The sequence below is a fragment of the Streptomyces sp. NPDC048424 genome (assembly GCF_040651555.1).
Classification (GTDB): Bacteria; Actinomycetota; Actinomycetes; order Streptomycetales; family Streptomycetaceae; genus Streptomyces.
This window is the reverse complement of sequence record NZ_JBEZKE010000031.1, coordinates 16,319-41,293: the sequence shown is the minus strand read 5'-3', so window position 1 is coordinate 41,293 and position 24,975 is coordinate 16,319. Positions and strand designations below refer to the sequence as shown.

Here is a 24,975-nt window from a genome sequence, read left to right as displayed (position 1 = left end):
TGGGGTGCCAGTGGTTCTCAAAACCTTCGGCTGGTCGTTCGCAATCACTGCGCTCGGTCTGGTCGCAGCGGTGTTCTACGGGGGGTGGCAAGCCTTCGGGATCGTGGCGATCCTGTCGGTCCTCGAGATCTCGCTGTCTTTCGACAACGCGGTGGTCAACGCCGGAATCCTGAAGAAGATGAATGCCTTCTGGCAGAAGATCTTCCTCACCATCGGCGTACTCATCGCGGTCTTCGGTATGCGACTGGTCTTCCCCGTTGTGATCGTCGCGATCAGCGCCAAGATCGGGCCCATCGAGGCCGTGGACCTGGCGCTCAACGACAAGGAGATGTACGAGCAGCTGGTCACGGACGCTCACCCGTCCATCGCCGCCTTCGGCGGCATGTTCCTCCTGATGATCTTCCTCGACTTCATCTTCGAGGACCGTGACATCAAGTGGCTCGCCTGGCTGGAGCGCCCGCTCGCGAAGCTCGGCAAGATCGACATGCTGTCCGCCTGCATCGCGCTGATCGTCCTGGTCGTCGCCGCGATGACCGTCGGTGCCAACGCCCACCAGCACGGCGGCGTCCACGTGGACAAGGCGCAGACCGTCCTGATCTCCGGCATCCTCGGCCTGATCACCTACATGATCGTCGGCGGTCTCTCCGGCTACTTCGAGAACAAACTCGAGGAAGAGGAGGAGGCCGAGCACGAGGCGGAGGAAGAGGCCAAGAAGGCCGGCAAGCCCGTCACGGCCGTCGCCATGGCCGGCAAGGCCGCCTTCTTCATGTTCCTCTACCTCGAAGTCCTCGACGCCTCCTTCTCCTTCGACGGGGTCATCGGCGCCTTCGCCATCACCAACGACATCGTGCTCATGGCCCTCGGCCTCGGCATCGGTGCCATGTACGTCCGTTCGCTGACGGTCTACCTGGTCCGCCAGGGCACCCTCGACGACTACGTCTACCTGGAGCACGGCGCGCACTACGCCATCGGCGCCCTCGCCGTGATCCTGCTCGTCACCATCCAGTACGAGATCAACGAGATCATCACCGGTCTCGTCGGCGTGCTGCTCATCGGATGGTCCTTCTGGTCCTCGGTGCGCCGCAACAAGCGCCTGGAACTGGAGGGTTCCACCGCCGAGGCATGACCGCGGCGGTAATGCGGAACGCTCAACTGCGGGGCGGTCCACCGGGTCCACGGACCCGGAGGGCCGCCCCGCTTCCGCACGCTCCACACGGATCAGGGATCAGGGGACCAGGGGATCAGGGGGGTAAGGGGATGGGCTTCTTCGACGGCATCCTGGGCAGCCGCGCCGTGCAGTTCCAGTCGGGCAGCGCCTCGTCGAACGCGATCGAGCTGACCAAGCGGCATTCGACGGTGTCGCTCACCAAGCAGGGGGCCGTCCACGGCAACCTGCGCGTCAATCTGTCCTGGCGCATGCGCACCTCGGACATCGGCGGCCGCTCCGGCCAGAGCGGCCAGCTCTTCCGGCACCCGTTCAAGCTGTTCAAGCCGGACATGGTGCAGGCGCACACCCAGGGCATGGTCAACGTCGACCTCGACATGGGCTGCCTGTACGAGCTGACCGACGGCACCCGCGGCGCCGTACAGCCGCTGGGGAACCTGCTGGGCGACCTCAACGACCCGCCGTACGTCAAGCTCAGCGGGGACGACCGGTTCGGTTCGGCCTCCGGGGAGACCCTGTACGTCAATCTCGACCACGCCGACGAGATCAAGCGGCTGCTGGTCTTCGTCTACATCTACGACCAGACACCGGCCTTCGACCGGACGCACGCCATGGTGACGCTCTTTCCCGTGACGGGGCCGCGGATCGAGATCCCGCTGGACGAGCGGCAGCCGCAGGCCCGCTCCTGTGCGGTGGTCTCCCTGGAGAAGGTCAAGGGCGAGCTGGTCGTGCGGCGCGAGGTGAAGTTCGTGTACGGGTTCCAGGCCGAGCTGGACCGGCTGTACGGCTGGGGGCTCCAGTGGGGGCGGGGCTACAAGAGCACCAAGAGCTGACCGGAACCCCCTGCGGCGTCAGCGGCGGATGAACTGCGGGCCCTGCACCGGCAGCCGGAAGGACGGATCGCCGCCCGGACCCGGCACCGGCGCCGGGGACACCGGCTGCGGGTACCCGTAGGCGGGCTGGGCGGCCGGCGGGGCCTGGGTGAGCGGGGCCGGCGGGGCCATCGCCGTCGTCTGCTCGGAGGTGGGTCCCGCCGTCGGGCTCGCGGCGGGCTCGGCGGCGTTCTCGTCGACCGAGATCCCGTGGTCGGTGGCCAGGCCCACCAACCCGTCGGAGTAGCCCTCGCCCAGCGCGCGGAACTTCCACCCCTCGCCCCGGCGGTACAGCTCCCCGCAGATCAGCGCCGTCTCGGCGCCGGTCTCGGGCCGTACGTCGAAGTAGGCCAGCGGTTCGGAGCCGCCGGTCGCGGTGGCGTCGTAGAGGAGGATCCGCAGGTCGTGGACCCGTTCGAAGGGGACGTCCTCGGCGGAGGCGACCACCAGGATCCGGTCCACCGCCGGCGTCACCGTCCGCAGGTCCGCCTGGACGGCGTCGGTGATCGCGTCGCCGAGCTGCTTCTTGCCCAGCCGCCACACGGCCCCCGAGGGGTGGCGGGGCTGGTTGTAGAAGACGAAGTCCTCATCCGAACGCACCCGGCCGTCCGGGCCCACGAGCAGCGCGGAGGCGTCCACGTCCGGCACCTCGGGGCCGCTGGTCCAGCGCAGCACCGCCCGGACCGCCACGGCGGCCACCGGGATGTTCGAGCCCTTCTGCATCGCGTGCGTCATGCACGTCATCCTGCCCTCCCGGGGTGGAGCGGGACAATGCGGCCCCCCGTAGGGCCTTGTCTCGAACGCGAGAGCTGGGCATGGTGCAAGAGGGTTACCTGAACTTCATGTGCTTGAGGAACTCTTGACTCATGTTCGTACGTACTATTACCGGCCATGCCAGTTGGGCCGCCGAGGCAGTACGGGGGAAGCACATGCGTCACTTTGGGCACATATCGCCCACCGTCCGTAAGGACCTCTTCCACCAGGAACCGGCGGAATTCACCGGAGCCTCACCCTCCCGCGTCCTCGCCGCCGCGCTCGGAGCCACGCTCTACAGCCCGGCCACCCGCCCCGCACTGGCCGCGGACATCCGCAAGCAGGCCGGCCGCGGAGTCGTCTCCATGGTCCTCTGCCTGGAGGATTCCATCAGCGACACCGATGTCTCCGATGCCGAGGAAAACCTCGTCCGGCAGTTCGCCGAGCTCGACGCCGACGAAGCGGAGCTCCCGCTCCTCTTCATTCGCGTCCGCACGCCCGAGCAGATACCCGACCTGGTGCGCCGCCTGGGCGGCTCCGTACGGCGCCTGGCCGGATTCGTACTCCCCAAGTTCGACGAGAGCCGGGGCATCGCCTTCCTCGAAGCCGTCGCCCAGGCGGAGGCGGCCGGCGGACTGCCCCGCCTGTATGCCATGCCCGTCCTGGAGACCCCGGACCTCCTGCACCTGGAAACCCGCGTCGAAGCCCTCGCCGGCATCTCCCGCACGGTCAACAGCCACCGCGAGCGGGTCCTGGCGCTGCGGCTCGGCGTGACCGACTTCTGCTCCGCCTACGGCCTGCGCCGCACCCCCGACATGACCGCCTACGACGTCCAGATCGTCGCCGGCGTGATCGCGGACGTCGTGAACGTCCTCAGCCGCGCCGACGGCACCGGCTTCACCGTCACCGGCCCCGTCTGGGAGTACTTCCGCAGCCAGCAGCGCCTCTTCAAGCCCCAGCTGCGCCGCAGCCCCTTCCTGGAGGAGGGCGTGGAGGAACTGCGCACCGCCCTCATCGAACACGACCTGGACGGGCTGCTGCGCGAGATCGAACTCGACAGGGCCAACGGACTGCTCGGCAAGACCTGCATCCACCCCGCCCACGTCACCCCCGTGCACGCGCTGTCCGTGGTCTCGCACGAGGAGTTCTGCGACGCCCAGGACATCCTGCGCCCGGAGCGCGGCGGCGGCGGAGTCATGCGTTCCACCTACACGAACAAGATGAACGAGGTGAAGCCCCACCGGGCCTGGGCCGAGCGCACCATGCTGCGCGCCGAGGTCTTCGGCGTGGCGAAGGAGGAGGTCGGCTTCGTCGACCTCCTCACGGCCGGGCTCCAGGTGTGAGCAGGCCCTTGGCGAGGGACGCGCGGCCGCCGGCGGACGCGCGGACGACGAGGAAAGGCAAGACGATAGAAGCAGTGTGGTCAGGTACCTGGGTCGCGGAGCGGCTGGGCGTCAGCCTGGAGGACTCCGAAGGCGGTCCGCGGCTGACGGAGCTGCTCGGACTGGCCCTGCGCCGCAACCCCAAGCGGGCGCACCTGCTGGTCTCGCAGGTGCTGGGCAAGCACGTCCCGCAGTCCCCGCGGACGGTGTACGCCGCCGGGTACGGGCTCGGCGAACGCGTCCGGGCCCTGCTCGGCGAGGACGGGGCCGCCGCGGCCGTGGTCCTCGGCTACGCCGAGACCGCCACCGGGCTCGGCCACTGCGTGGCCGACGGCCTGGGCGGCGCCCCCTACCTGCACTCCACCCGCCGGCCCGTACCGGGCGTCGAGCCCGCGGGCGGCTTCGAGGAGGCGCACTCGCACGCCACCTCGCACCTGCTGCTGCCCGAGGATCCGCAGCTGCTCGCGGGCAGCGGTCCCCTCGTCCTCGTCGACGACGAGTTCTCCACCGGCAACACGGTCCTGAACACCATCCGCGACCTGCACGCCCGCCATCCCCGCCGGCACTACGTGGTCGTCGCCCTCGTCGACATGCGCTCCCCGGCCGACCGCGACAGGCTCACCGCCTTCGCCGCCGAGCTGGGCGCGCGGGTGGACCTCATCGCCCTCGCCTCGGGCACCGTCTCCCTCCCGGACGACGTCCTGACCAAGGGCCAGGCCCTGGTCGAGGAGTACGAGGCACACATCCAGCCCGCAGCCGGGCCAATTCAGCCCCTCCGGCGTTTGAGGAGCGGGGTCCGGGGCGAGGACGTCCCGGCAGCCGGGCAAATCCAGCCCCTCCGGCGTTTGAGGAGCGGGGTCCGGGGCGGAGCCCCGGCAGACGGCCCGCAGCCGGTCACCCGCGTCGAGCTGAACTGGCCCTCCGGGGTCCCCGACGGCGGCCGCCACGGCTTCACCCCCGCCCACCGCACCCGCCTGGAAGCGGCCCTGCCGGAACTCGCCGACCGGCTCAAGGCCACGCTCGGCACCGCACCCGGCACCGCCGCGCCCGGCACGGAACCCGGCACCGCACCCGCCCGCATCCTCGTCCTCGGCAACGAAGAGCTGATGTACGCGCCCCTGCGCCTCGCCAAGGCCCTGGAGGAGGCGGGCGCGGCCCGCGAGGTCCGCTTCTCCACCACCACCCGCTCGCCGGTGCTCGCCGTGGACGACCCCGGCTACGCCATCCGCACCCGGCTGGTCTTCCCGGCCCACGACGCTCCCGCCGACGGCCCCGGCGACCGCTACGCCTACAACGTCGCCGGCGCCGGCTTCGACGCCGTCATCGCCGTCGTCGACTCGGCCGGCGACACCCCCGAACTCCACGCCGGGCTGCTCGCGGCCCTCGCCCCGCACACCGGCCGCGTCGTGCTGGCCGTCGTCCCGTCGTACGTACCCGACCCGCCAGAAACAACCCACCGGCAGGAGCCGATCATGCCCGAGCCCCTGCGCGGCCCCGCCTTCTCCTCGTACGCCCCCGAGGACGTCGGCTGGCTGCTCCAGGACTTCTCCGACGTCGAGCTGGAGGCCCCGACCGAGGAGCGCGAGGAGGCCATCCAGGCCGGCGGCGCCCACTACGCCGAATCCCTGCCCGTCGAGTACCAGCCGTCCCCCCAGTACCAGGAGCTCTACCAGAGCGCCCTCACGGCCTCCGCCGCCCGCATCGCCCGCGCCGTCGGCACCGTCACCGAGACCGTCCTCGCCGAGCGCTCCCCCTCCCCGGTCCTGGTCTCCCTGGCCCGCGCCGGCACCCCCGTGGGCGTCCTGATGCGCCGCTGGGCCCAGACCCGGCACGGCCTCGACCTGCCGCACTACGCCGTCTCCATCGTGCGCGGCCGCGGCATCGACGCCAACGCCCTGCGCTGGCTCGCCGCCCACCACGACCCCGCCGACATCGTCTTCGTCGACGGCTGGACGGGCAAGGGCGCCATCACCCGCGAGCTGCGCGACGCCCTCGCCGAGTTCGAGGGCTTCAACCCGGAGATCGTCGTCCTCGCCGACCCGGGCTCGTGCGTGGACACGTACGGCACCCGCGAGGACTTCCTGATCCCCTCCGCCTGTCTCAATTCCACCGTCTCCGGTCTCATATCGCGTACGGTTCTGAGGTCCGACCTGGTCGGTCCCGCGGACTTCCACGGCGCGAAGTACTACCGCGAGCTCGCCGGAGCCGACGTCTCCGTCGCCTTCGTCGACACCGTCGCCGCCCACTTCGACGAGGTGGCCGACGCCGTCGACGCAGAGGTCAAGGAGCTGCTCGCGGCCGACCGCACCCCCACCTGGGAGGGCTGGGCGGCGGTCGAGCGGATCAGCGAGGAGTACGGCATCCACGACGTGAACCTCGTCAAACCCGGCGTCGGCGAGACCACCCGCGTGCTCCTGCGCCGGGTGCCGTGGAAGATCCTGGCGCAGCGCGGCGCCGGGCCCGACCTGGACCACGTACGGCTGCTCGCCGAGCAGCGCGGGGTCCCGGTGGAAGAGGTCGACGGGCTGCCCTACACGTGCGTAGGACTCATCCACCCCCGATTCACGCGCGGCGCCACCGGCGCCGACGGAAAGGCTGTGGCCTCGAAGTGACTGTCCTCGTAGCCAGTGATCTCGACCGTACGCTCATCTACTCGACGGCCGCCCTCGGCCTGACCATGCCCGACCCGGTGGCCCCGCGGCTGCTGTGCGTCGAGGTCCACGAGAGCAAGCCGCTGTCCTACATGACGGAGACGGCGGCGGGACTGCTGACGGAGCTGACGGCCGACCCTTCGGTGGTCTTCGTCCCGACGACGACGCGCACCCGCAAGCAGTACCAGCGCATCCGCTTCCCCGGCCGCCCGGCCGCCTACGCGATCTGCGCCAACGGCGGACAGCTGCTCGTCGACGGAGTGCCGGACCGCGACTGGCGCCGACAGGTCGCGGCGCGCCTCGCGCGCGAGTGCGCCCCGCTGGAGGAGGTCCACCAGCACCTGCTGGCCACGGCCGACCCGGCGTGGCTGCGCAAGACGCGGGTGGCGGAGGACCTCTTCGCGTACCTCGTCGTCGAGCGGGCCCTGGTCCCCGACGAATGGCTCAAGTCCCTCACGGAGTGGTCCGAGAGCCGCGGCTGGACGGTCTCGCTCCAGGGCCGGAAGATCTACGCCGTCCCGCGCCCGCTCACGAAGAGCGCCGCGATGCACGAGGTCGCCCGCCGCACGGGAGCCACCACGACCCTCGCCGCCGGCGACTCGCTGCTCGACGCGGACCTGCTGCTGGCGGCGGACGCGGCCTGGCGCCCCGGCCACGGCGAACTGGCCGACGCGGCCTGGACGGCGCCGTCGGTGACGGCCCTGACCACGGCGGGCGTCCTGGCCGGTGAGGAAATACTCCGCGCGTTCACCCGTGAGGCGGGCCGGCTCGGCAGACTGGGCGCATGACCAAGGGCAACAGCACAAAGATCACGGACGAGCTCTACCGGTACGTGCTCGGCCACAACCCCCCGCTGGACGCCGTCCAGCGGGGGCTGGTGGCGACGACCTACGCGAAGTTCCCCGACGTCGCCGGCATGCAGTCGGCGGAGGAGCAGGGGCCGCTGCTGGCCTTCCTGGTCCGGCTGACGGGCGCCCGCCACATCGTCGAGGTCGGCACCTTCACGGGCTTCTCGGCCCTGTCGATGGCCCAGGCACTGCCCGCCGACGGCCGCCTCATCGCCTGCGACGTCTCCGAGGAGTGGACGGCGTACGGCAGGGAGGCCTGGGAGGAGGCGGGCGTCGCGGACCGCATCGAGCTGCGGATCGCACCCGCACTGCAGACCCTGCGGGCCATGCCGACCGAACCCCACATCGACATGGCCTACGTGGACGCGGACAAGCAGAGCCAGATCGACTACTGGGAGGAGCTGGTGCCGCGGCTGCGCCCGGGCGGCCTGATCGTCACGGACAACACGCTCTACCACGGCACGGTCCTCGACGAGTCGGCCACCGGCGCGGCCGCGGGCGTCCGCGCCTACAACGAGCACGTCGCGGCCGACCCGCGCATGGAGTCCGTCCTGCTCGCGATCTCGGACGGCCTCACCCTCTCGCGCAAGCGCTGAGGCTCCCGTCCTGTGCGGGCTGCGGGCTCAGCCGCAGCCGCCGCCACCGCAGCAGCCTCCGCCGCCCGCCGCCCGGGCGGGCGCGGGGGCACTGCTCGTCCCGCCGACGGCGACGGCCGACAGCAGCTTGACGGTGTCGGCGTGCCCGGCCGGGCAGTCGGCGGGCGCGGAGGACTCCGCCATGGGCCGGCTGACCTCAAAGGTGTCGTCGCAGGTCCGGCAGCGGTATTCGTATCGAGGCATGCGCACAGGCTAAGCGCGCCCGGCGCCCGGGCGCTACGTACGGCGCGGCTGGGCACCGCGCCGCCGCGGCCGCTACGGCCACGGCTACGGCTACGGCACGGGCACGGCTACGGCACGGGCACGGCTACGGCACGGCTACGGGCAGCGGCCGTGCACCACGGGGGTCCGCCCCCGCCCCTGAACGTGCCGCGCCCGGTCCTCCCGCGCCGCCTGCTCGGGGTGGCGGGCACGCCAGTACGGATTGTCGTGCGGCAGCGCGCTGCCCACCCGCCCGTACATCCCGAACCACATCAGCATCACGCCGACGACGAAGCTGAACAGCACGTTCTGGATCCGGAAGGCCAGGAAGTTCAGCCCCGTGTCCAGCAGCGCCAGATTCACGAACCCGCTCGCGATGAACAGCACGCCCAGCACGATGTTCACGGTCGAGGCGAAGGTGCCGCCCACCACCATCCCGAAGAACAGCAGAGCACCGATGCAGATCGACAGGACGCTCAGCGCCCCGTTGGTGTTCAGCGCGAGCACCGTGTCCCCGCCGGTGTCGAAGAACCCGATCTGATCGACCAGCCCCAGGATCCCGAACACCACGAGGAGCAGCCCCGTCAGCCCCGCACCGACCCGGTACACCTGGCTCAGCTTGTGGTCCGTGGGCAGATGATCGTCGAGCCGCGCGTTGACCGGATGCAGCGCGCGCCCCATGCGCCGGGACACCGTCTCGGCGAAGCGCGGCGGAGCGGGGGCATCAGGGTCGGGCTCGTGGGCGACGTAGGGCGCGTAGTTCTCATGCGGCTCGGTGCACCCGTACGCCGCGTGAGCCACGTACGGCCCCGGCTCCTCGGTCACCGTCGCAGGAGGCTTGTGAAAGGTGCGGGCAGCCATGGTGCCCTCCTCTGGTCCATTCCGGCACCTCCCAGCATCCGTCGCCGAACGCCACGAAACAAACGGGACCGGCTCCGGCAGCCCGGACCCGGGGCCTATCCCTGCCCGCGCTCGGCCCGGATCCCGCTCACCACCCGGTTCACGGCGGCCCGAACGTCCTCCATCTCGTGGAGGAACGCCCAGTAGTCGGGATGCCGGCCCTCCAGCCCCTCCACCGCCCGGCCGACCCGCGCCACCGCAGCGTCCAGCGGCCCCGCATGCCGGGGATCCGGCACACTGCGGCCCGCCATCGCCAGCCGCTGCGCGTCCCGGATCGCGAACCGCGTCCGATCCACCTCCGCCTGCGGATCCCGCGCCACCGCCTCCAACCGCGTCAACCGGTCCTGCGCCGCCGACACCGCCTCGTCCGTCGCGTCCAGCGAGCCGCGGACCGCCTCGATCAGTGCTCCCACGTCCGCCCAGCGCTGCTCGTCCCGCGCCCGGCCGGCCTCCTTCAGCCGGTCCTCCGCCTCCGCGACGTCCCGTACCGCCTGATCCGGCACGTGCTGCAGGTCCTGCCAGCACGCGGCACTGAACCGCCGTCGCAACTCGCTCAGCACCGGATCCACCCGGTCCGCCCGGTTGCGCAGGGCCTGCGCCCGCGTCCGCAGGCTCACCAGCCGCCGGTCGATCTCCGCCGCCCGCTCCGGCAGCCGCGCCACCTCGGCCCGTATCGCCTCCGCGTCACGCAGGATCCGGTCCGCGCGCTGCACCGTCTCCTGCACCCCGTGCTGCGCCGCGCCCTGGTTCAGCTTGGTCAGCTCCGGGCCGAGCGCCGCCAGCCGCGCCGCCAGATCATCGGCCCGCATGCCCTTGGCCCGTACGGCGTCCAGCGCCTCGCTCGCCCCGATCAGCGCGGCCCGCGCCCGCTCCCGGGCCGGCGCGACCCGCGCGAGCTGCGTCTCGGCCTTGTCCAGCAGCGGCTGCAACCCCTGAGCGAACCGGTCCAGCTCGCCCTTGACCCGTACCAGCTCGTCGCGCGCCCGCGTCAGCTCCTCCCGGGCCCGCGTCGCCACGGAACCCTCCAGCTCGGGCCGGTCCAGGTCGTGCGCGTCGACCGCCTCGATGTAGACATGGCTGACCTGGTCGATCCGCTGCCCGAGCGCGGCGAAGCCCTCGGTCGCCTGCCGCGCGGCGGGCGACCCGTCCGCCGCGGCGATCGTCTCGATCGAGATCCGCAGATCCCGCTGTGCCGTATCCAGCTCGTAGAACGCGGCGGCGGCGGCATCCTTCGCCGCCTGCGCATCCGCCCGCCGACTCTCGTCCCGCCCACCGAACCACCGCCGGGATGCCGTCGTCACAATCCCTCTCCCGTACCGCGTCCGCCATGCCCCGATCCATTCTCCCCCACGGCAACGGGTTTGCGTGGGGGGCGTGCACGCCATGTAGGCTGTCCACTCATCCACGGGTGCGTAGCTCAGGGGTAGAGCGCTGCTCTTACAAAGCAGATGTCGGCGGTTCGAAACCGTCCGCGCCCACCAGCAAAAAGGCCCCCGACCACTCACGGTCGGGGGCCTTTCGCATCCCCTGCAGAGTCGACTTCCGTGCCGCGTGCGGTGCAGTCGAACCGTCCCACCGCAGGGCGACGAGTTCCCCTCGCCGAACCATCCAGGTCGTTCGTACAGTGGCGGGCTCCACCGGGACGCCTGAAACCGCGCCCGCTCCACGAAGGTGTGCGTCGACGGCGGACGGGACGGGAGGCAGGGCTGTGGTGGGTACAAGTAGGGGCCAGGCGGCCGATGACGGCTCGCGCCCACGGCTGCTCCACCAACCTCGAAGCCCTGAATCCGCCAGGCTTCGCCAGGTTCGCCACGGCCCCACATCTTGATTCGCCAGGCCGCGCCATGCCGCGCCCACTGGTTCGCTTCTCCCCGGCAACCCCATCCTGAAAGGGAAAGAGCCCGTCAGCTCCGCTGTGGCTGGAGACCAAGCGCGGTGCTGACGGGCACACGACGTTCGCAAAGGAACATCCATATGAGTGTGACCCAACCCCAGCGGCGCCTGTCAAGCTTCCCGAAGGGTTCTTGGACTCTGGTGGTCATCATCCTGGTGGTGATCTGCCGAGTCCCTGCCGATGTGTTGGTGCCGGCGCTGCCTGCTCTGGGCGGCTTCGTCGTGGTGCTCCAGGGTGCGCAGAGCTTGCGCGGCGGGCAGCGGGCAAGCGCAAGGGCGTAACACCCGCAGGAAGAACGTGGGCGCCCGCCCCGACCCTCGTGGGGCCGCGGGAGGGCGCTCAGCGGCCAGGTCAGCCGGGCGTTCAGACGCGGCAACCGTCACATTGCATGCGTGGCCGGGAGCGCTGCCGACTGGGCCGGGACGGGGTGTCAAACGGCTGGCCGTTTCCTGCGCATCACCGTCGCCATGCTGGTGGGGGCCTGAATACGGTGATGGCATGGCGACGATCCTGCGGCACCCTCGACCTGGATTCGCGTGGGATTGGTGGGCCGTAGACGCCGGGGGATTCCTCGTGCAGTTCTGCGACGGGCCCGCGCCCGAGCACCTGCTGGCGCATGTGGACCGTGTCGACGCCGCATCCGCTTGGGCGGAGGAACACCTACCCACGTGGTTCACCTGTGGTCCTCTGCCGCTCCATGCCTTCGGCTGTAACGGTGAGTTGCCGACCTACACCCGACAGGGTGTCCCGGACTCCCCATTGCGGCTGTCCGACGCTCCGGCATTGATCGCGGCCGTTGCGGCTTTGGTCGAACTGAACTGGGCAGTGGGGGACATCTGGACGATCTACCTCGATGAGGGATGGGTGTAGGCAGTTCCACCGTCTGGTCACCTCGCTGACCAGACGAAGATGGCGGCGACATGGGGCCAGGCCGGTGGGTATCTGTCAGCGCAGCGCCCTCATCTGTTCGGGGTAGCGTTTCTGTCCGCCGGAACTCCTGGAGCAGTCGGCGGACGATCCCCACGACCCGGTCCGCAATACCGTGGCCACCCACTCCCGTTCGCCACGGTTCGAAGTCGCGCAGCTCGTCGATGGCCCCTGGCCGGTGATCGCCGAAGCTGCCCGCGCCCTGTCAGTCGGCTAGAAGAGGCCAGTGCGCATGTGGTGCGTGAGGTTCTGGAGGATCTCGCGCAACCACGGGCTGCGGACGGTCGGTAGCCGGACCAGGGTGTGCCGGAATACCTCCGGGTCGGCCCGGAACAGGTGGCGGGGGCGCGGCGCGGGCGCGTCGAAGTCGTCGCGGACGGCGCCGACAGGTAGGGCGCCCGATGCGGGGAGGGGCAGGTCCGGCCTGGGGAAGGCCAGCCACAGCCACACCCCGAACGGCAGCGGCACCAGGTACGGCGCTGGGCCGGCCGGGGTCCAGATCTTCCCCGTCTGAGGATGGGACGGCACAAGGAGGATGGAGACGTCTCCGCTGTGAGTTGGCAGGCTCGGTCCGGCCAGGACGGCGCGACGCACCTGCGGACCCGCGGGCAACAGGGCGTCGAGCGCTCGTTGGAAGACCTGCCCGACCAAGCCTCCCGGGACGGTGACTGGTTGGCCCTCCGAAGCCGCCAGCAGGTGGGCGAGCGCCCGGCCGGCCGCTGCCTCCCACTGAGGGCTCCATGACCACAAGTAGTTTGACCAGTGGCCCGCGGCCATCCGCGACCTCCATGTGGCGATCGGCTCCAACGGGGGCGTGCCCTTGCCTTCCGCCATGAGCTCAGACCAGGAAAGCGGCGCGGCACCATCGCCGTCGACGGGAATGCGGCGTACGGCGTTCGGGGAGAGCCACATCGCCTGCCAGCGCGAGCAGTCGTCGATCCGGCTCGCCACGGGCAGGGCACACTCCACGCAGGCCACGTTGGGGCCGTCGGCACCGTCGAGGCCGCAGCAGCTGCCTCCGAGATTTTCCGGGATCAGCACCGTGCCGCGAGTGTCGCCTGGCGCGATGACAACCGCGCCAGGCGCACCGTCGGAAAGGGCGTACACCGGCGCGTAGACACCGCGGGCGGCCGCCTCATCCGGATGGATCTCCTCCCACGTCCGCCACGGCGGCCCCCAGGGCTCCGGGTCCACGGCGAACGTGCCCGGCTCCATGAGCACCGGGAGCTGGAGCCCGTTCCCGTACCTCTGGTGAGCGTGGGCCGGCAGCGCCACCTGGGACAGCGGGATGGTCAGTCTGGAGCCACAGCCGACACACACAAAAACGAACAAATATCCTCCGTAAGAGAAAACAGGGGGCATCGTCGCAGCTCAGCAGCGGACCGGCCAACGTGTTTTTCGTCCGCTGCGGGAGACCGTGCAACACCACGGTGTGTGGTGTCGGGCGTCAAGTCACGGGTTCTCCTGTCACGGGATTTCGGGGCGTGACGGGATGCGATCGCCGGGGGCTAATGGCGATACGGCTCGGGTAGAGCCGGTGGCCCGTGTGCGCCGTCCGGAACAGCCTTGACGATGCGATGTGCGGGACACGTATCCCACTCCCCAGGCAAGAAAGGACGTGGCAGCATGTTTCCCGCTCCCGCCCATCCCCTGTGTGTCGAAGCGACGTTGGATCCCCGGCTGACCCGATGGAAGTGGCTGGTGAAATGGTTCCTCGCCATTCCGCACTACATCTATCTGTTCTTCCTGCAGATCGCGTTCGTGCTGCTGAGCATCGTCGCGTTCTTCAGCATCCTCATCACCGGCAGCTACCCCCGGCGTCTCTTCGATTTCAATGTCGGCGTCATACGTTGGAGTACGCGCGTCAACTACTACGCCTCATCGGTGATGGGTACCGATGAGTACCCGCCGTTCACCCTCAAAGACGTGCCCGACTACCCGATCCGTGTCGACATCGCCTATCCCGAGAAGCTCTCCCGCGGACTGGTCCTGGTCAAGTGGCTGCTGGTCTTCCCGCAGCTGCTGGTGATCACGCTCTTGCTCACCAGCAGCTGGAAGGCGTACCGGTACCTCGACGACTACAGTCCGTTCTCCTCCGGTCTCATCGGCCTGCTCACCCTGGTCGCGGTGGTGATCCTGCTGTGCACCGGGAGCTATCCGAGGGGGCTCTTCGACTTCCTGATGGGCCTGCTGCGCTGGACGCTGCGCGTGCTCGTCTACGTGTACCTGATGACCGACAAGTACCCGCCGTTCCGGCTGGACATGGGCGGAAGCGAGCCCGTGGCAGGAGTCGTGGAGCCGGCCGGCAGCGGATAGCGTTCTTCGACGCCTGTGCAGAGCCCCCACCGTTCGCGGTGGGGGCTCTCGTCGTGTGTCTGCCGTGCAAGGACTCTTCCTGCCTCGGGAGCCGAGCGTGCGCTCGCTGCTGTTTCGGGGCGCCGAGTGTGCGCTCTTCGCGGCTGGTCGATGGCTGCTCATCCTTGTTGCTGCCCGAGCCGACGAGCCGTGAGTGCTGGAGGTCCTCGTTGACCGAATGGAAGCAGGGGAAATGCGGGTGGCCCATCGAGGGCGGAAAGCGCTGCGCGAACCTCACCTTGAAGGGCACATCGCGGTGCTGGCGACACCAAGGGAAATGGACCAGGCGAGGTCGGCGGGAGGAGGAGAGGGGCAGGAAGCCGGGCAAGAAGTGGGTTGGGCCGGCGGCGGCGTGACATCCACGTGCTCCACGTGCTCCACGTGCTCCATGGCCTTCTCGGCCTTCTCGGCCTTCTCTTCTTCGGCATGCGCCTTCGCCTTTGGCGTCAGCAGTGGTGACGGTGGCTGCTGTGCACGTTGTGCAGGGGCGCGGATGTCGGCGGTTCGAAAGGGGCCGAGCTCATCACGTGGAAAGGCCCCCGACCGTGAACGGTCGGGGGCCTTGCGTGCGATCTCAATGCTCGGCGGGGCTCGGGTTCCGGTAGGGAACCCGAGCGGCCGCCGTATCCGGGGAAGCCGGGACCAGTGCTCGCCCTCGGCCGGTCACCTGCCCGTGTCGGCGGTGGGAGGCGTGTCCGTGGCGGGCGGGGTCTCGCCACCGTGGTCCGGCGGGGTCTCCATGTCCGTGGCGGGCGGAGTGTCGGTGCCCGGGGCGGGCGGGGTCTCCGTGCCCGGTGCCGGCGGGGTTTCCGTGCCGGGGGCGGGCGGGGTCTCCGTACCCGGGGCAGGAGGGGTTTCCGTGCCCGGTGCCGGCGGAGTCTCGGTGCCCGGTGCCGGCGGGGTCTCCGTACCCGGGGCAGGAGGGGTTTCCGTACCCGGTGCCGGCGGGGTTTCCGTACCCGGTGCCGGCGGGGTTTCCGTGCCGGGGGCCTTCGGGGTTTCCGTGCCGGGGGCCGGCGGGGTGCCCGGGGCCGGGTGGGGTTCCGGGGCCGGGTTGGGCTCGGGCTTGTGCTCGCAGTACACCTTGTTCTTGAAGTACTTGCAGCCCGGCATGTTCTCCACGTCGCGGGGCCTGTTGCCCTTGCCCTTGCTCTTGTTCTTCTTCTTCCCACGTTTGTTGTTCTTGCCCTTGCCGCCGTGGTCACCCTTGCCGTGGTCGAAATGACTGGCCGAGGCGCTGGTCACCTCGGTCGTGTGCGACGCAGGGGCAGCGAATGCGCTGGTGGGCAGCAGTGCGCCTCCTCCGACGAGCGCGGCCGAAAGGGCGAGCATGGTGAAACGGTGCTTCCGAGAAGTGCGGATCATAAGAATTCTCCTTCTGTGAGAAAGGTCGAGCGGGGAGATTCCAGTAAGCCCGCTGCGCACGGGGTGCGTCATGTCACCGAATTTCGGGACTTGACATGCCTCCATCGGCCCCTCGCGACCTCTACGTGGCAAGATCGGGAGCCGGCTGAGGGAGGGGGCGCGACGCCATGGATCCCGTGAGGCAAGCGCGCATCACGGACACGGCTGCGGCCGCGCGGCCCGTGTGGGAGCAGGGGCATGACGGGAGCGCGCTCCAGCAGTACCTGAAGGATCGCGGCTGTCACGGCGTAGAGGCGGTCCTGGTGACCATGGAAGTGGTCGGGTGCGGTCTCTCGGAAGCGCAGGGGCTGTACTTCGGCGCTCCGTGCCGGGACGCCGACCGCGAGTTCCACAACCGCGCCCTCGACCTTCTGGAGCAGACCGACACGCCGACCTGAGCAGGCGCCGGGAGCGCGGCGCGCCCGCACGGGCCCGTACGTGCGAAGACCCCCGGCCGGTCAGGTCGGGGGTCTTACGTTCGAGCGGTTTCAGGCGTTGGGGCGCTTGCCGTGATTGGCCTTCTTCTTCTTGCGGGCCCGACGCTTGTTGCCTCGTTTGGCCATGGTGCGAGTCTCCCTCAATTGGTGACTTTTCATGACTTCGTCAGTCTAGATTCGCCCCCGAACCTCCGCATCAGCTCTGCTCCATCCGGGGTCGAGCGGCCCCGACAGCGGGATAGTGGAGGTATGTGCCGTTCCATTAAGACCCTGCGCCCGCCCGCCATCCCCGAGAAGGCCACCGAGGAGGAGATCCGGGCCGCCGCCCTGCAGTACGTACGGAAGGTGTCCGGCTTCCGGGTGCCGGCCGCGCACAACCGCGAGGTGTTCGAGGCGGCCGTGGACGCCGTCGCCGAGGCCACCGCGGCGCTGCTCGACGGTGTGCACGTGCGGGGACAGGCCGCCGCCCCGGCGTGACCCGGACCCGGCCGTGCCTGCCTTCCCGGCCTACGCCGTCTACGCGGCCCCGGTCCCCGCGGCGCGGCGACGCAGCACCCAGATCCCGGCGCCGAGCGCGCCCGCGGCGAGCGCGCCGCCGACGGCGACCTGCCCCGGGCTCATCGAGCCGATGCTGCCGCCCGTACCGCCGCGGGCCGCACCCGAGGCGACCTGCAGCGAGACGGTGACGCGCTCGCCACCGGGGCCGCCGCACTCGAAGATGACGCGGTGCGTGCCCGGGTTGGCGTCGCGGAAGACGGTGGCGCTGCCGTAGAGGTTGGTGGCGTTCAGATTGCCGGGGGTCAGCCGGACCTCGCTGAACGCGGTCGAGGTGGCCCGGCCGGTCCTGGTCCCGCAGCCGTCGACATTGAGGGCGACCCGGCCGCCCGGGGCGACGGTGGTGGGGGAGACGCCGGCGGAGGGAGCGGCGTACGCGAACGTGGCGGGAGCGGCGGCGGCGATGAGGGTCGCGGCCGCGATGGCCATCAGGCGTCGGGATGTGACGGGTGACGTGGCAGGCGGCTTGGCGGGCGGCTTGGCGAGCGGCTTGGCGGGCATGGAGAGAACTCCTCGGCTCCTCGAAACGGCGCGGCCAGGGCACGGATGTGACGCGGATTCGGTTGCGCGCCGTGCTGTGGACGCTAGGAGCCCGGGCCGGGGGCGGCGATCGGGGCCGGGTGAACGGGTGAGCCACTGCTCCGCCCGGGGGAGCCGACAGACGTCCCTACGCCGCGGGAGCCGCCGTCGTGGGCGGGCGGCGGACGAGGAAGGCCGCCAAGGCGCCCGCGGCGAAGAGGGCGACGACCGAGAGCGCGGTGCCGAGCCACTGCGTGCCCAGCCACTGGGTGCCGAAGTAGCCGAGGGCGACGCTGTAGCCCGCCCAGGCCATGCCCGCCAGGACCGACCAGGGCAGGAACTCCGCCACCTTGCGCTGCGTCTTGCCCGCGCCCAGGGACACCACGGAACGCCCGGCCGGGGCGAACCGCGCGATCACCACCAAGGCGCCGCCGCCGCGTGCCAGGGCCGTGCCGAGGCGCTCGTGGGCCCGCGTCAGCCGGCGGGAGCGGGCGATGGCCCGGTCCAGGCGGGCTCCGCCGCGCCGGCCCAGCCGGAACGCGGCCATGTCACCGAGCACCGAGGCCGTCGTCGCGATGACCAGCAGCAGCAGGATGTCCGGGACCTGCGCGGGCACCGGCACCGGCACCGGTCCCGCCGCACCGGCGGCCGCCGCGGCCGCCGCAGCGGTGATCACCAGCACCCCGCTCGGCAGCACCGGAAGGAAGACGTCGAGCACGACGGACACCGCCACCAGGGCGTAGATCCATGGGCTCGCGGTCAGCGACCCCAGCGTCTCAAGCAAAACGGGACTCCCCAGTCCGGTTGACGTGCTGCGGCATGAAGCGCCGCGACGTCGCGGGGGAGCGGCAGGAGCGGCTTGACAGCCATACAGCGTACGCCCGGCCCCCGTGCCCCGGGAGCCCGGGGCGGTAGCCACACCGCCGCCGCGTCAACTCCGCCACCCTCGCCGTCCGCTGCCCGAGCAGCCCCCACCGCCCTGGGCCCGCAGGCGCCCGCGATCCGCCACCTCCGACGCCCCGGGCCCACCGGGTGCCCCAACCTTCCGGGTCCCCCCAATCCTCCGGGTGCCCGCACCCCTCCCCGTGCCCCCAATCCTCCCCGTGCCCGCAACCCTCCTGGTCCCCTACTCCGCCGCCGTGAGGTCCCGGTCCAAGACCGTCACCAGCCGGGCCCCCTCGCGCTTCTTCCGCGCCTGGTCCAGCCGCAGCCGCGCCGACCGCCCCGACAGCGCCAGCGTCATCAGCTGGTTCCCGAACCACGGCCCACCCGTACGCCGCCAGTTCAGTGGCGGCCGCCCCGTCCGCCCGTGCAGCGAGAAGCCGCGCCCCAGCCACCGGCCCGTCCGCGACCAGCCCAGCCGGAACCCCCACTTCACCGCTGTATGGATCGAATTGTGAACCGGCGAACACGTCAGCTGGAACACCCGCGCGGTACTCGGTATTCGGGGCTCGGCCACATACGCGTGATGCACGTCGCCCGAGAGCACGCACACCGTCGCCGGGGCCCGCGGCCCCGTGCCCACCTCCTCGATCAGATCGGTCAGCGCCGCGAACGAGGCCGGGAACGCCGCCCAGTGCTCCAGATCGCTGCGCCGCCGCAGATCCTCCCCGATACGCGCCCACCGCGGCCCCCGCTCCCCACGACACAGCGCGGCATTCCACGTCTCGGCATCGTGGATCAGCGGAGGCATCAGCCAGGGCAGCGAGGACCCGATCAGCAGATGGTCATAACCCCCGTGCCCGGCGAGGGCGTTCTCCCGGAGCCACTGCTGCTCCGCCGGATCGAGCATCGCCCGCCCGTCCTCGGCCAGCACCCGCGCGGCCCGGGTGTCCACCATCAGCAGCCGGGTCCGGCCGAAGTCGCGCCGGTAGCTCCAGCGCACCGAGGCCGGATCGGCGTCCGCCGCGGACGCGAAGGCCCGTAGCGCCTCCGTACCGTCGGGGGTGTCCCGGACCGCCGCGTACAACTCGTCCGCCGCGAGCTCGGCCGGCGAGAGGTTCCCCAGGTGCTGGTGCACCCAGTACGACATCAGCCCGCTGAGCACGCGCTCCCGCCACCACGGCGTCGCCCGCATCTCCGCCAGCCACGCCGCGCTCGTGTTCCAGTCGTCGATCACGTCGTGGTCGTCGAATATGTGCAGGCTCGGCACGGTCGACAGCAGCCAGCGGATCTCCGGATCGAGCCACGACTCGTAGTAGAGCCGCGTGTACTCCTCGTAGTCCGCGACCTGGGCACCCGGTGCCTCCCGCAGATCCCGCCGGGCCGCGAGCCACTGCCGCGTCTCCTTGGACAGCGCGTCGGCGTACACCTGGTCGCCGAGCAGCAGCAGGACGTCCGGGCGCACCGCCTCCGGGTCCACTGCCAGCCGCGCCGCGAGGGTGTCGAGGGCGTCCGCGCCGTGCGGTCCGTGCCGGCCGGCGGGCGGCGCGGCCTGCCGGCAGGAGCCGAAGGTGACGCGCAGCCCGGGCGCGGGCCGGCCCGGTCCCGCCACGGCGGGAGTAGTGATCGTGCTCGGCGGGAAGCCGCTGTCGGGCAGCGGCCAGACCGGCCGGTCGTCGAGCAGCACCTCATACGCCGTGGTCGCGCCCGGGGTCAGACCGGTCACCGGCACCAGCGCGTAGTGGTGACCGGCTATCTGGAAGGTGCGCGCACTGCCGCCCGCCCCGTCGGCGCACCGCACCTCGGCCGTGCACGGGCGGTCCGCCTCGACCCATATCGTGGCCGATCCGCCCGTGTCCCAGTCGACGTGGCGCAGCAGTGGCCCCAGACGCAGTCCGGCCATGCAACTCCCCCTCCTCCGTAGCCCCTTCGATCACGGTACGACGGGGAGGGGGAGCCACGCCTCCCCCTGGCGGGGGAAAGATCGGTGGACTGGCGTCAGCAGCCGTTGAGGATGTTGACCAGGGCGGTCTTCTCACCCGAGTCCATGCTCAGGCCCCAGTACTGCTTCACCTGGACCCACATCCGTGCGTACGTACAACGGTAGGCCGTCCGCGGCGGCAGCCACTTGCCGGGGTCGAGGTCTCCCTTGGCCTGGTTGACGTTGTCGGTGACCGCGATGAGCTGCGGGCGGGTGCGGTCGTTGGCGAACTGCCCGCGCGTGCTGGTGGTCCAGGAACTGGCGCCGGAACGCCAGGCCTCGGCGAGCGGTACGACGTGGTCGATGTCGAGGTCGGAGGCGGCGGTCCAGGTGGCTCCGTCGTACTCGGAGTACCAGCTTCCGCTCACCGCGGCGCAGGCCGAGTCCTGGACGACGTTCACGCCGTCCCGCTTGAGGACGGTCTCGCGGGTGTTGCAGCTGCCGGAGACGGTGCTCCAGTGCGGGAAGAGGTCGCGGCTGTAGCCGCTGGTGGACCCCTCGGCCTTCGGCGTGACCGTGGCCAGGTAGGCGCGGGCGGCCGAGGCGCTGATGGGGGTGGGCGGGGCGGCCTGGGCGGTCGGGGCGTTGAGGAGGGAGGTGAGCGCGGCGAGGGCGGCCGCTGACGCGAGCACGCCAATGCGACGCGCGTAGACGTTGGGTATGAGTGCCATGAGGGGCTCCCTAGTGCGGGGGGTGTGGCCGTGCGGCCCCGGCGGGGCGTGGCCATGCTGGCGGCGCCGGGTTTCGAGGGGATGGGCGCCAGGTGACAGCGTGGCGACATGAGCACGTCACATCAAGTCGGGCAAGGGGCCTGATTTAAATGGAAGTTGAGATTCCGCCCCGGTGGGGGTGGTGGCGGGGCTGGTGGGGGGAGATAAGGCGGGCCGGGGTGGGGCGGGGTGGGGCAGCGTGGGGCGGGGTGGGGCAGGGTGGGACCAAAGGCCTATTCCGGCCGGCTGCGGGCGTCGCGTACTCTGTACGGACCAGAAGGGGAGTAGCTCTTCGCCGGACCGTCGACATACTGCTGGGTCACCCCAGCCGGCGCCCGGAGGCAGGCCACGTACAGCGGCCGGCCAGCGAGACCTTCGGCCGCAGTGTCCTGTCCACGCGTGGGCGCGTTTCGTACGCGCATACGCACACCAGGGCGCCGCCGAGCCGAAGCGACCCCTGACACACCCCAGGTCTCTCGGTACCGATGGCGTCCTGCCCGACCGATTGAGGTTCCACCCCCGTGTTCAGCTTCAGCATCACGGCGATCGCCTTCGGCGTCGTCTTCCTTGCCGAACTCCCCGACAAGACGGCCCTCGCCGGCCTGATGCTCGGCACGCGCTACCGCGCCTCCTACGTCTTCGCGGGCGTCGCCGCCGCCTTCGCCGTACACGTCGCCCTCGCGATCGCCGCCGGCAGCGTGCTCACCCTGCTCCCGCACCGCCTCGTCCAGGCCGTCGTCGGCATCCTCTTCCTCCTGGGCGCGGCCATGCTGCTCCTGAAGAAGGACGACGGGGAGGAGGAGGTCAAGCCGCCCGCCGACCAGTCCTTCTGGAAGGTCTCGGGGGCCGGCTTCATGCTGATCCTGGTGGCGGAATTCGGTGACCTGACCCAGATCATGACCGCGAACCTCGCCGCGCGGTACGACGACCCCGTGTCCGTCGGCATCGGCGCCGTACTGGCCCTGTGGGCGGTCGCGGGCATCGGCATCCTGGGCGGACGCACCCTGATGAAGTACGTGCCGCTGCGGCTCATCACCAAGATCGCGGCCGCGGTGATGGCGGCGCTGGCCGTCTTCTCGCTGTACGAGGCGATCGCGGGCTGACGGGGCCTGGCGGGGCCGGCGGGGGCTGGCGGGGGGCGACGGGCAGGGCGTAGGTGAGGGTGGGCGGGTTGTAGTGGCGGGGATATCCCGTTGCGGGAAGTGCGTGTGCAGGTCACGCTCGTGCGCGTGACCGACACCACCGGCCCCACGGGCCCCTCCGGCCGACCCGCGCCCCAGGCCGTACCCGTTCCCTCCTCGGATCGCCGGTTCGGCTGGTCCAACATGTTCGTCCACCCCGACGAGGACACCCGGACCGACGGAGGGTTCCAGGGCGAACGGGCCGTGCTCGCCGGCTACCTGCGCGATCAGCGGCTGACGCTGGAGCTCAAGTGCACGGGCCTCGACGCGGAGGCCCTCGCGCGCCGCTCGGTGGAACCGTCCAACCTGTCCCTGCTGGGTCTCGTACGCCACCTCGCGGGGGTCGAGCAGTACTGGTTCCGGCAGGTCATGGCGGGCCAGGACGTACGCCGCCACTACCGCTCGGAAGCCGAACCCGCGGGCGAGTTCACCGGCGCGGTGGCCGACCCGGCGGTGGTCGCGGACGCGTGGGCGACCTGGCGAGCGGAAGTCGCCTTCGCGGAACGACTCGTCGCGCAGGCCCCCAGCCTGGACGTCACGGGCGTCACGGGCGTCACGGGCGTCGCGGGCGACGAGCCGATGGAACTCCGCGAGGTTCTGGTCCACATGATCGAGGAATACGCCCGCCACAACGGCCACGCGGACTTCCTGCGGGAACGCATCGACGGGCGAGTGGGGCAGTAGCGCGGGGCTTCGGGGGGCTTCGGGGAGCGGGGTCTCGGCGGGGCGGAATCAGGGAGGGCGTGGGGGTTTCCCGTCAGTCTCATCGTCTTCCGTGGCGGGACGGCCCCTCAAGGGCGCTCCTTCGTCGCGTCGCTACGCGATGGCCTACGGCCACCCTTGACCGACCGCCCCGCCACGGAAAATCGAAGACAGCCGGGAAACCCCCAAAAGAACGGGCCGGGCGAACGGAGAGGGACGGCCACGTCGGCGCCTTCCGGGCGAATCGGGGCACGCATCAAATCGCTACGCGCTCCCCGTAGTCTCAGCGTCTACCAGCAGTCCTGGGCTGGACATAAGCCGCCACAGATCGCTACGCGCTTCGCATCTCTCAGCGTCCGCCGACCGTCTGGGGTCGGACATAGGCCGCCATCGATCGCCACGCGCTTCGCTGGTCCCGGCGTCTGCCAGCCGTCTGGGTTGCGCGATCTGAGCTTGATCGGGTGGGCGACGTCATGTCGCTGAATGTCGTGGCTTGACAGCCGCCATGCGAGGGCCTTTTCGGCTGCCTACGTGCGCAGACCCGGGCGCACTTACGCAGCCGACCACGCCGTAGGCCTCGGTGGCGTACCGGTACTGCATCCCGCGATCGTGCCACGCCCCCACCGCCGGACCCCGCCGCCGACACCGGAGGCAGTGTTGAACGTGTTCAATACCTCTGACAGTATGGCTTCCGGTGAACCTGCCGGAGCAGCGGAGTCGGATCCGCCTGCCCTCGCGACGGGTCGCCACGAGACTGGAGGTGGGCACGACATGGGCCTGATCCTGCTACTCCTCGCCCTGATGGTCGCCCTCGCCGTCGCCCTTGTGGCCCTGGCCGTGATCCTCACGGCGAGCGCGGGCCTGGGCCTCGCGACCGCCGCGGTGAGCCGCAGGCTGCCGCTCTGGGCCAGGATCACTCTGCTGCTGACCCTTGCCGCCGCTCCGGCGGCGGCGCTGGTGAGCACCCTGGACGTCGCGGCCGTCTGGCAGCTGGCCGCGTGGGCGCTGCCGTTCCTCACGACGGTCGCCTCAGGAGCCGCCTGGCTCGCCTTCGAAGCCCACAGGCGCCGCGCGCCCGGGCCCCCGAAGCCGGCATGGCCGGTCCGCCACGCACCGGCCGCCGGTCGCTGAGCACGCACCACTCACCCGCGGTCGTACACGGGGTCCCTGACGCGCATCGTCGGGGACCCGGTTCAACGCAGACCGGCGCGCATGGCCCGGTACAAGTCCAGATGCTCTCGATACAGGTCGAGCGTGGCGCGGTCCCGCCCAGGCAGGTGACGACCAGCTTCGGGGAGGTCGTTCAGGAGATCGCGTCCGTGAGCGATGGCCGCCGGGTCGCCGTCGTCGGCGAGGTACACGGGGGTCTCGCTGCCGTCGGGGGCGACCACGTAATACGGGTAGCCGGCGTCGATGTCGTCGCGGATCTTCTGCCGCGTCTCGACCCAATCTTGTCGGGCGCCGTGTCGTGGCCGGGTGTAGCCGCTGTAGGCGAAGGTCAATCCGTTCTCGACGATGCGGTGAAGAACCTCGCGTCCGTCGCCCCACGGCCGGTCCTTCCCCGGCGGCTCTGACGACTGCTGAGGAGCATCCGTGACTACGGCGTTCCGCGGTACGGACGCATCCGCAGTGCCCATGGGCTGCTTGGGCTCGTCGATGCAGTTGCCGGTCGTGGAGGCATCTTCGCCGACAGGAGAAGCGGCTCCGAGGGCGGCCAGCAGCGCGTCGGCGGCGCTGCGTACAGGGTCGGCGCTGTCGCCATCGGCGAGGCTGGCGAGGCCGTGGAAGAAGATCTCGGTGCGGAGATGTTCGGCAAGGGACGTCGACGTCATCAAGGCGGTGGCCAACAACTCAGCCAGTACCGACCGTACCTGGTCCACGGATGCCATACGGGAACAGGCCTGACCATGGACCATAGACCACTGACCACGATCAGGCCGACATCATGAATTCAAGTTCAGTAACCAGACGGCGAACCGACGGATTCGATCCGACCCACT

24 protein-coding genes and 1 tRNA gene are annotated in these 24,975 nt (G+C 70.8%); 14 read left to right on the top strand and 11 right to left on the bottom strand.

Annotation, left to right across the window (positions count from 1 at the left end):
- Window positions 1-10: 10 nt before the first annotated feature.
- Window positions 11-1,126 carry a DUF475 domain-containing protein gene (locus AB0D29_RS31420; protein ID WP_362858882.1) on the top strand — a complete coding sequence of 372 codons (1,116 nt, stop codon included), beginning with the start codon at window positions 11-13 and terminating at the stop codon, window positions 1,124-1,126.
- Window positions 1,127-1,257: 131 nt separating this feature from the next.
- Window positions 1,258-1,998 carry a Tellurium resistance gene (locus AB0D29_RS31415; RefSeq protein ID WP_362858881.1) on the top strand — a complete coding sequence of 247 codons (741 nt, stop codon included), beginning with the start codon at window positions 1,258-1,260 and terminating at the stop codon, window positions 1,996-1,998.
- 18 nt (window positions 1,999-2,016) lie between these two features.
- Here the strand turns inward: AB0D29_RS31415 and AB0D29_RS31410 are convergent, their stop codons facing one another.
- Window positions 2,017-2,772 (bottom strand): TerD family protein, encoded by a 756-nt coding sequence (locus AB0D29_RS31410; RefSeq protein ID WP_362858879.1) that lies wholly within the window; start codon window positions 2,770-2,772, stop codon window positions 2,017-2,019.
- A 194-nt stretch (window positions 2,773-2,966) separates the two neighbouring features.
- Between AB0D29_RS31410 and AB0D29_RS31405 the strand changes: the two genes are divergently transcribed.
- The 4 genes from AB0D29_RS31405 to AB0D29_RS31390 all read left to right on the top strand — a co-directional run bounded on the left by AB0D29_RS31405 (window position 2,967) and on the right by AB0D29_RS31390 (window position 8,267).
- Complete coding sequence (locus tag AB0D29_RS31405) at window positions 2,967-4,133, top strand: HpcH/HpaI aldolase/citrate lyase family protein (protein ID WP_362858877.1); 1,167 nt, start codon at window positions 2,967-2,969, stop codon at window positions 4,131-4,133.
- 65 nt (window positions 4,134-4,198) lie between these two features.
- A complete protein-coding gene (locus AB0D29_RS31400) occupies window positions 4,199-6,784 on the top strand; it encodes a phosphoribosyltransferase (RefSeq protein WP_362858938.1) in 2,586 nt (861 codons plus the stop codon).
- Window positions 6,781-7,611, top strand: coding sequence for an HAD family hydrolase (locus tag AB0D29_RS31395; protein ID WP_362858876.1), 831 nt, complete (start codon window positions 6,781-6,783; stop codon window positions 7,609-7,611). Before AB0D29_RS31400 ends, AB0D29_RS31395 begins: the two co-directional genes overlap by 4 nt.
- Complete coding sequence (locus tag AB0D29_RS31390) at window positions 7,608-8,267, top strand: class I SAM-dependent methyltransferase (protein WP_362858875.1); 660 nt, start codon at window positions 7,608-7,610, stop codon at window positions 8,265-8,267. Before AB0D29_RS31395 ends, AB0D29_RS31390 begins: the two co-directional genes overlap by 4 nt.
- 27 nt (window positions 8,268-8,294) lie before the next feature.
- Here AB0D29_RS31390 and AB0D29_RS31385 read toward each other — a convergent pair whose 3' ends face one another.
- The 3 genes from AB0D29_RS31385 to AB0D29_RS31375 all read right to left on the bottom strand — a co-directional run bounded on the left by AB0D29_RS31385 (window position 8,295) and on the right by AB0D29_RS31375 (window position 10,729).
- Window positions 8,295-8,510, bottom strand: coding sequence for a zinc ribbon domain-containing protein (locus AB0D29_RS31385; protein WP_362806105.1), 216 nt, complete (start codon window positions 8,508-8,510; stop codon window positions 8,295-8,297).
- Between the two features lie 135 nt (window positions 8,511-8,645).
- Window positions 8,646-9,209, bottom strand: coding sequence for a DUF4383 domain-containing protein (locus AB0D29_RS31380; protein WP_362858937.1), 564 nt, complete (start codon window positions 9,207-9,209; stop codon window positions 8,646-8,648).
- A gap of 275 nt (window positions 9,210-9,484) precedes the next feature.
- Complete coding sequence (locus AB0D29_RS31375) at window positions 9,485-10,729, bottom strand: hypothetical protein (protein WP_362858874.1); 1,245 nt, start codon at window positions 10,727-10,729, stop codon at window positions 9,485-9,487.
- 105 nt (window positions 10,730-10,834) lie between these two features.
- Between AB0D29_RS31375 and AB0D29_RS31370 the strand changes: the two genes are divergently transcribed.
- Window positions 10,835-10,909 (top strand) — tRNA-Val (locus tag AB0D29_RS31370).
- Window positions 10,910-11,820: 911 nt separating this feature from the next.
- A complete protein-coding gene (locus AB0D29_RS31365; RefSeq protein ID WP_362858872.1) occupies window positions 11,821-12,192 on the top strand; it encodes a hypothetical protein in 372 nt (123 codons plus the stop codon).
- A 270-nt stretch (window positions 12,193-12,462) separates the two neighbouring features.
- Here the strand turns inward: AB0D29_RS31365 and AB0D29_RS31360 are convergent, their stop codons facing one another.
- A complete protein-coding gene (locus AB0D29_RS31360; RefSeq protein ID WP_362858936.1) occupies window positions 12,463-13,581 on the bottom strand; it encodes a hypothetical protein in 1,119 nt (372 codons plus the stop codon).
- A 369-nt stretch (window positions 13,582-13,950) separates the two neighbouring features.
- Between AB0D29_RS31360 and AB0D29_RS31355 the strand changes: the two genes are divergently transcribed.
- A complete protein-coding gene (locus tag AB0D29_RS31355; RefSeq protein ID WP_362858870.1) occupies window positions 13,951-14,565 on the top strand; it encodes a DUF4389 domain-containing protein in 615 nt (204 codons plus the stop codon).
- Between the two features lie 702 nt (window positions 14,566-15,267).
- On the opposite strand, the gene AB0D29_RS31350 is transcribed toward AB0D29_RS31355, so the two are convergent.
- Window positions 15,268-15,969, bottom strand: a complete 702-nt coding sequence (locus AB0D29_RS31350) for a hypothetical protein (protein WP_362858869.1) — start codon at window positions 15,967-15,969, stop codon at window positions 15,268-15,270.
- A 176-nt stretch (window positions 15,970-16,145) separates the two neighbouring features.
- Between AB0D29_RS31350 and AB0D29_RS31345 the strand changes: the two genes are divergently transcribed.
- Window positions 16,146-16,406, top strand: a complete 261-nt coding sequence (locus tag AB0D29_RS31345) for a hypothetical protein (RefSeq protein ID WP_362858868.1) — start codon at window positions 16,146-16,148, stop codon at window positions 16,404-16,406.
- A gap of 288 nt (window positions 16,407-16,694) precedes the next feature.
- Window positions 16,695-16,922, top strand: coding sequence for a DUF2277 domain-containing protein (locus AB0D29_RS31340; RefSeq protein WP_189736681.1), 228 nt, complete (start codon window positions 16,695-16,697; stop codon window positions 16,920-16,922).
- A gap of 39 nt (window positions 16,923-16,961) precedes the next feature.
- On the opposite strand, the gene AB0D29_RS31335 is transcribed toward AB0D29_RS31340, so the two are convergent.
- The 4 genes from AB0D29_RS31335 to AB0D29_RS31320 form a co-directional block, all read right to left on the bottom strand.
- Complete coding sequence (locus tag AB0D29_RS31335) at window positions 16,962-17,501, bottom strand: hypothetical protein (protein ID WP_362858866.1); 540 nt, start codon at window positions 17,499-17,501, stop codon at window positions 16,962-16,964.
- A 166-nt stretch (window positions 17,502-17,667) separates the two neighbouring features.
- Window positions 17,668-18,303: a VTT domain-containing protein gene (locus AB0D29_RS31330; RefSeq protein WP_362858864.1), complete on the bottom strand. Its 636-nt coding sequence runs from the start codon at window positions 18,301-18,303 to the stop codon at window positions 17,668-17,670.
- Between the two features lie 342 nt (window positions 18,304-18,645).
- Complete coding sequence (locus AB0D29_RS31325; protein WP_362858862.1) at window positions 18,646-20,304, bottom strand: alkaline phosphatase D family protein; 1,659 nt, start codon at window positions 20,302-20,304, stop codon at window positions 18,646-18,648.
- Between the two features lie 95 nt (window positions 20,305-20,399).
- Window positions 20,400-21,044: an HNH endonuclease family protein gene (locus AB0D29_RS31320; protein WP_362858934.1), complete on the bottom strand. Its 645-nt coding sequence runs from the start codon at window positions 21,042-21,044 to the stop codon at window positions 20,400-20,402.
- 569 nt (window positions 21,045-21,613) lie between these two features.
- Here AB0D29_RS31320 and AB0D29_RS31315 point away from each other — a divergent pair.
- The 3 genes from AB0D29_RS31315 (at window position 21,614) to AB0D29_RS31305 (ending at window position 24,106) form a co-directional block, all read left to right on the top strand.
- Window positions 21,614-22,195 (top strand): TMEM165/GDT1 family protein, encoded by a 582-nt coding sequence (locus AB0D29_RS31315; RefSeq protein ID WP_030711384.1) that lies wholly within the window; start codon window positions 21,614-21,616, stop codon window positions 22,193-22,195.
- Window positions 22,196-22,417: 222 nt separating this feature from the next.
- The gene (locus tag AB0D29_RS31310) at window positions 22,418-22,957 is read left to right on the top strand and encodes a DinB family protein (protein ID WP_362858933.1); all 540 of its coding nucleotides are present in this window, start codon (window positions 22,418-22,420) and stop codon (window positions 22,955-22,957) included.
- Between the two features lie 789 nt (window positions 22,958-23,746).
- On the top strand, window positions 23,747-24,106 hold the full coding sequence (locus AB0D29_RS31305; RefSeq protein WP_362858861.1) for a hypothetical protein: 360 nt from the start codon (window positions 23,747-23,749) through the stop codon (window positions 24,104-24,106).
- Window positions 24,107-24,168: 62 nt separating this feature from the next.
- On the opposite strand, the gene AB0D29_RS31300 is transcribed toward AB0D29_RS31305, so the two are convergent.
- A complete protein-coding gene (locus AB0D29_RS31300; RefSeq protein WP_362858859.1) occupies window positions 24,169-24,855 on the bottom strand; it encodes a hypothetical protein in 687 nt (228 codons plus the stop codon).
- Window positions 24,856-24,975 lie beyond the last annotated feature (120 nt).